The sequence below is a fragment of the Mycobacterium sp. genome, assembly GCF_032161845.1.
In the GTDB taxonomy this organism is placed as follows: domain Bacteria; phylum Actinomycetota; class Actinomycetes; order Mycobacteriales; family Mycobacteriaceae; genus Mycobacterium.
The window spans coordinates 1-5,751 of sequence record NZ_JAVRQA010000138.1 but is presented as its reverse complement, the minus strand read 5'-3'; the positions used below and the strand labels follow the sequence as shown (position 1 = coordinate 5,751).

Here is a 5,751-nt window from a genome sequence, read left to right as displayed (position 1 = left end):
GCCGCGTGGCGCTCACCACCGTCACGCGCTGGGCACCGCTCAATCTACCTGCGGCGGGCCAGTATTGGCCCATCCGGCGCGCCATCCAAATGCCGAAACCGCCACCGACCAACACCGCGACGACCGCACCGGCGATCAGCATCCCGGAGTCCAGCCATGCCTGGACGCCGAACACCAGGCCCACGCCGACAGCCACCGTCACCCCCCGGCGGAGGGGACCGCCTCGCCAGACGAACGCCGGCACGATGACCACCCGGTCATTGTGCGCTCGGGCAGACCTTGGGCGGCGTGAACGAACGTCATTGCCGAAGCCCGGGTTTGACCGATGCGATCGGGGGGCGGCTGTGCTCGATAGGCCCCAGTGCACGACCGGGCACCGACTTCCGACTTCGGTCAGGGATGGAAGAAGAACCCTCTCAGCATGAGGTTCGCGTTCTCCACGTTGCCCCGGACGATCTTGTTCGTGTCTTCCGTGAGGCCCCGGGCGATCTTGTTCGAGTCTTCCGTGAGGCCCCGGGCGATCTTGTTAGTGCCCTCCGTGAGGCCCCGGGCGATCCCGTTCGTATTTTCCGTGAGGCCCCGCGCGATGTTGTTCACGTTGTTGACCGTGTCTGAGAGCGGATCGGCGAACGCCATTGCCGCGGGCCCGGCGAATAGCAATGCCGCGGCGGCCACGGTCGATCCCGCGAGTTTGCCGACGGTGATACCGCGCTTGGATGATGAACGATACTTGCCCATGATTCTCCTTGGGTTCGGCAGGAGCCCCCCGAGGCTTCTGTACCTTTGCTGTACGTCTTAAACGCTAGCACCGACGACGCCTCTCGCAAAGTACCGACGTGACATAAAATTGATTCATACATGCGGTTCGCAGAAATTAGGTCGTCTCCGCGACCACCGCGACCAGCGGCATGGAGAGTTGCCAGACATCGTGACGGATCCGGGGCCAGGTCCGATCGCCGATGATCCAAGTCGCCAACGTCTACCATCCGGGACGGGCTGATTTCTTGTTAGCGGTGGCGGCGGACTGTTCGGCCTTATGGTCGGCGATATCGGCTCTACACTCGAGATCTCGGACTCGAGGCTCAGCGGGGGGTGGTGAGGTCCGATGAAGGTCGGCTTGCTGATGGCGCCGATGCACCCGTTCGAGTCGTATCGGATGTTGCTCGGCTTCGCCGAAGAAGCCAAGGTGGACTCGTTGTGGGTGCCCGATCATCTGCTCGGTTGTGCACACCCTGCCCTTTGGGCCGACATGGCGTTGGCTTCGCTGTCGCCAGATGCCGACGCTTGGTATGACCCGTTTGCCTGCATCGGCGTGATCGGCCATGAGTCGAATTTTCCGATGGGCGTCTGTGTCACCGACGCGATCCGCCGTCGCGCGCCCGACGTCGCGCGAACCGCGCTGACGTTGCATCAGCTCTGCCGCGGCGGATTCTGCCTGGGAGTCGGGGCTGGGGAGGCCGAGAATCTCGAGCCCTTCGGCTATGACTTCTCGACGCCCGTCGCGGACTTGGAAACGTTCTTGACAGAGCTGCGATCACTTCTCGATCACGGCGTCATGGCTGCATCCCGCGGCCGTGTGGGACTGCCCTTGCAGCGTGATGACCTTGGACCGCCGAAGGTGTGGGTGGCCGGACACGGCCCGCGGATGCTGCGCCTGACCGGCGAATATGGCGATGGTTGGGTGCCCGCGTGGCCGATGACCCCGTCGGACTACGGAGACAAGCGCCGCTTCATCGCAGGGCACGCCGACCGGGCCGGGCGGCCGGCGCCGGAAAGCGCGCTGTTCATCAGCGTGATTGTCGCCGAATCGCGAAGCCATGCCGCCGAACTCATGGAACGCGATCCTCTGGGGAAGCTCCTTGCGCTCATGTGCTCGGCCGAGATTTGGGCCAAACATGGAATGAGGCATCCCGCCGGTGACCAATGCCGCGGTCTAGTAGATCTGATTTTCCACGACCTCGATCCGGAAGACCTCCGTGAGGTCGCGCCGACGATCCCCTTCGAGCTCGTCGAGGAGTTCGTGTTCATTGGCAACGCCATCGAGATCACTGATCGGGTCAGCGGGTACGCCGACAACGGTCTCGGACACGTCATCTTGGGCAACGCGACCGGAACCGTAGGAGGGCTCGAGGAAATCATCGCCAACACCGCTGAGTTGGTTGCCTTGGTCGCTGCTCTCGGCGAGTTGTAATTCATCAACGGGCTCGGCCCAAAACCTCATGGCCGCTTACCAGCAGAAGTCGCATGAATCCTGTTTTACGGGAGGCGGATTGTCGCCGTCCCACACATCGCTCGGTAGCTCGCCCTTGTACGGAACGTTTCCGGCCTCGTGCTGCACGAAGTACCACGTGTGGCAGATATTCATGTCCCATTGATACGCAACTCCCGGTCCTGACGACATGTCGTAGCGGGAGTACGTCATGGAATTGCCAGGGCACCAAAAGTGCGGTGGTAGGGGTCCGGCCTGGGCAGGGGCTGCCAGCCCCACGCCGCAGGTAGCCAACGCGGCGGATGCCAGTGCTGCTATTCGTCGGTTCATGTTCTGATCTCCCTGTTGGTTGGTAGCCACGGCGTGGGCCACACAACTTGGAGAATCCGTGCGTTGGCCACTTCGTACACCCCAACACCACCCCGCTGCTACCGATCCCAAGATCTTGGCAGGCGATCGTCACGTGGCGGGAGTCTCGAGATACCCGAAATGCTCTCCCGCGCACCAAGGCAATGCGGCCCCGGTGATCAGGTGCCGGTGGTGGTCACGTCCGGCTGAGACCCCGCTGGACCGGCCCGCCGCTGAATCCATTCTTCGGCCGTCTCTGCGGGGAGAAACGCCAGGTAGAGCAGCAATGTCGCGGGAGTGAAGAAGCCGACCGCGATGGTGACCATGATCGCGAGGTGCAGGGCCGTCCCGATTGTCGCGACGGCCGGCCGGCAACGCCGGTTCCAGATGAGGATCCCGATCAACAACTCGCCCACCAACACGGCCCACGTACCGATATTCATCAGGAGTGGACTGCCGGAGATCAGCTGCGGCACGTGCACTATGAGCATGTCTTCGAGACGCAACACAGACGACAACGCCGTGCCGGCCGGCCACCGGTCACCGGTCATTCGTGCGGCGAAGATCGCCACGTAGACCACCGTGAGCTGAATCTGGAACAGGCGCAGCGACCAGGGCGCACGGGTTTGGGCTGACCAGAACGAGTCGGTTCGGCGTCTTTCGTCGAAGGACAGCGCGGCACCGGACGGAGCCAGTGCGATGAGTAACGCCTCCACCCGGATGAGGACGTCTCCTGCGTTGAAGATCAGCGGATTTCGGTTTTGGAACGAGAGGACGAGCACAAAGACGATCACTGCGGCCGCTCGACTGTGCCAACCCACGGCAAGCGCCACCGCAGCCAGCAGCAGCACCAACCAGCCGATCAGAACCACGCGGCCGTCGCCAGTGTGTTGGAACACTCCCCACTCGAACGAGCCGACCGTCGGATGAACGACAACACCGTCCGAGGTGAAGAAATCGTCGAGATCGGGGAGAAGTGACAACCCCCAGCCCACGACCACGACACCAAACGCGATGCGGATCAGGCCGAGGGCGTAGAGAGGCTCCGGCCGAAACCAAAAGGCACGCCACGCATCCCTAGCCTCGAGCTTCATCTCCGTGCATTCAAGGAGCGCGCAGATCGGTGCTGTACAACGTCCGCACCGTGACGTCGGTGGGGCGATCGTCGCCGGGCGGCCGCAACGGTTCGCTTCGGACCAGGACCTCGACGTGTTCTGGGTGATCCCCGGGGGCGGTCACCTCGCGTACCGCCCACTGCGCGAATTCCGGCACGGCGTCTCGGTTGCGGATGAGCTGTTCCTTGAGTTTCTGCCAGTGGTACCACCTGAATGAGCCGATCACCGGGTCGCCGCGATGGAAGGTCCACGTCCGGCGGTCGCCGCCGGCTATGGTGACGCGGACCTCGAGCGTTTCCAGGACGGAGATCGGGTCAGGGGCGTACATGCTCCACTTCTGTTGCAGGCCAGTCGATTCCGCGATGGGCCGCAGTGTTTCGACCAGGCTCCGCTTGAGGTACGAATCCGGCAGATTCCAGGCGACCGCGATCAACACGACCACACAGACCAATACGCTGATGAGGGCTTCACCGGCGGCAGAGCGTTCGAAGCGAACGCCCAGCGCCGACAGCGCATCCCTCAACGCCATCAGATCCGATCGCGTCGCCAGCCGATGAACGCAACGAAAGCGAGAATCAGCGTGCCGACGAAGGCGGCCGTGAGGATCAGCTGGTCGCTGCGTCCCGAGGCGGCCGGGGATCCGTCGGACGCAAAGGATGGCGCGACGAACGGCGTAACCACCGGCCCGGCGTTCTTCAAGATTGTGCCGCCCTGGGCCGGCGGAAGCCGAACACCGCCGGCCATGACCTCCAGCGGCGTCAGTGGGACCTGGGCCGTGAAGCTCGGCTGCGCAGTCCACGGCCCTGCGGCAGGCATCAAGACCGCCCAGATCGTCGGCGCCACGTATTGCTGGGCAGGCGCCGTGCTCGGGGTGGGACTCTCAACGACGGGGAGCGGCGCCCCCGCGACCGTTGCAGTCGGACTCGTCGACGTCGTCGTCGGGCGGATCTCACCCGACGGACCATTTGAGTTACTCGAGGAAGATCCGCCGACTGACGTGCTGGTGCTTCCCGACGTGTCAAAGCTCCGCAGGATGTCTCTCCAGGAACCCCCGCCGGTGGTGCTGGTGTTACCTGAGGTGCTGGTGTCGCCCGATGTCGAGCTCGTTCCGCCTGAGGTGCTGGTGTCACCTGATGTCGAGCTCGTTCCGCCTGAGGTGCTGGTGTCGCCGGACGTCGAACTGGTTCCGCCTGAGGTGCTGGTGTCACCGGACGTCGAGCTGGTTCCGCCTGACGTCGAGCTGGTTCCGCCTGAAGTGCTGGTGTCGCCCGAGGTCGAGCTGATTCCGCCTGAGGTGCTGGTCTCGCCTGACGTCGAGCTGGTTCCGCCGGATGTCGAGCTCGTTCCGCCCGATGTCGAACTAGTTCCGCCCGACGTCGAACTCGTTCCGCCCGAGCCGTCGTCGCCGTCCGCATTCGTCAACACCATCGACGGCGGGCCGTCCGCGGGCGGATGAAGCAGGCTCATGGAGACCACGAGTGCGGTTGCAATCATCGCCACACGGCCGATTCGGCCAATGGGTTCCCATGTTCGATGCATCGCGCCATCTCCCCCCGGCGAACCTCGCGACTCTTTTGGCAGTGTATGCGAGCAAACTCAAAAGAGATACGGCGCCGCTGCTCTTGAGCGCTAGTGCAGCACCTGGGGAAGTGACGCGGAGATCGATTCCGTCTTCGTCATTGCTGTGGAAGCGAACACCCATGCTGGATCCCGGTGCCGTTGGGGCAAACGCAAGGAGGTGACGTCGGGTTCTCGCTTGCGCTCGGCACTCTCAGTGCTCACGTGACTATTCGTCAGGCAAGGTCGATCCGGGATTCATCACAGACCCCCGTCTGATCGACCGGCCTGTGCCGGCGAGTCGCGAGGCGCAGGCTTCTCTGGCGTTCGAACCCTTCCCGGCGCGCGCCGGAATTTGGCCGAACCGGCACCGCACCGTGCACACTCTTCTGCCGGGCACGGGTGTTTTTCGGAGGGGGAGCCATCAAACGTTGGTTGAATTGGGTTGGGAATCATCACGACGAACGCACCTACATGATGCTGGCGGCTCTGGCGGGTTTCGGCGCAGGAATCCCGTACTAG

5 protein-coding genes and 1 pseudogene are annotated in these 5,751 nt (G+C 63.7%); 2 read left to right on the top strand and 4 right to left on the bottom strand.

From position 1 onward, the window contains the following. Together QOD90_RS08130 and QOD90_RS08125 are read right to left on the bottom strand one after the other, a co-directional pair. Nucleotides 1–253, bottom strand: a pseudogene (locus QOD90_RS08130) (hypothetical protein); the annotation flags it as partial. Nucleotides 254–393: 140 nt separating this feature from the next. Beyond that, a complete protein-coding gene (locus QOD90_RS08125) occupies nucleotides 394–738 on the bottom strand; it encodes a hypothetical protein (protein WP_526348447.1) in 345 nt (114 codons plus the stop codon). A 367-nt stretch (nucleotides 739–1,105) separates the two neighbouring features. Here QOD90_RS08125 and QOD90_RS08120 point away from each other — a divergent pair, with 367 nt between their 5' ends. Then, nucleotides 1,106–2,191 carry an LLM class flavin-dependent oxidoreductase gene (locus QOD90_RS08120; protein WP_526348445.1) on the top strand — a complete coding sequence of 362 codons (1,086 nt, stop codon included), beginning with the start codon at nucleotides 1,106–1,108 and terminating at the stop codon, nucleotides 2,189–2,191. Between the two features lie 545 nt (nucleotides 2,192–2,736). Here QOD90_RS08120 and QOD90_RS08115 read toward each other — a convergent pair. Together QOD90_RS08115 and QOD90_RS08110 are read right to left on the bottom strand one after the other, a co-directional pair. Then, complete coding sequence (locus QOD90_RS08115) at nucleotides 2,737–3,651, bottom strand: HTTM domain-containing protein (RefSeq protein WP_526348443.1); 915 nt, start codon at nucleotides 3,649–3,651, stop codon at nucleotides 2,737–2,739. 10 nt (nucleotides 3,652–3,661) lie between these two features. Beyond that, nucleotides 3,662–4,201 (bottom strand): hypothetical protein, encoded by a 540-nt coding sequence (locus tag QOD90_RS08110; RefSeq protein ID WP_526348441.1) that lies wholly within the window; start codon nucleotides 4,199–4,201, stop codon nucleotides 3,662–3,664. Nucleotides 4,202–4,270: 69 nt separating this feature from the next. Between QOD90_RS08110 and QOD90_RS08105 the strand changes: the two genes are divergently transcribed. Then, nucleotides 4,271–5,128: a hypothetical protein gene (locus tag QOD90_RS08105; RefSeq protein ID WP_526348439.1), complete on the top strand. Its 858-nt coding sequence runs from the start codon at nucleotides 4,271–4,273 to the stop codon at nucleotides 5,126–5,128. Nucleotides 5,129–5,751: the final 623 nt, after the last annotated feature.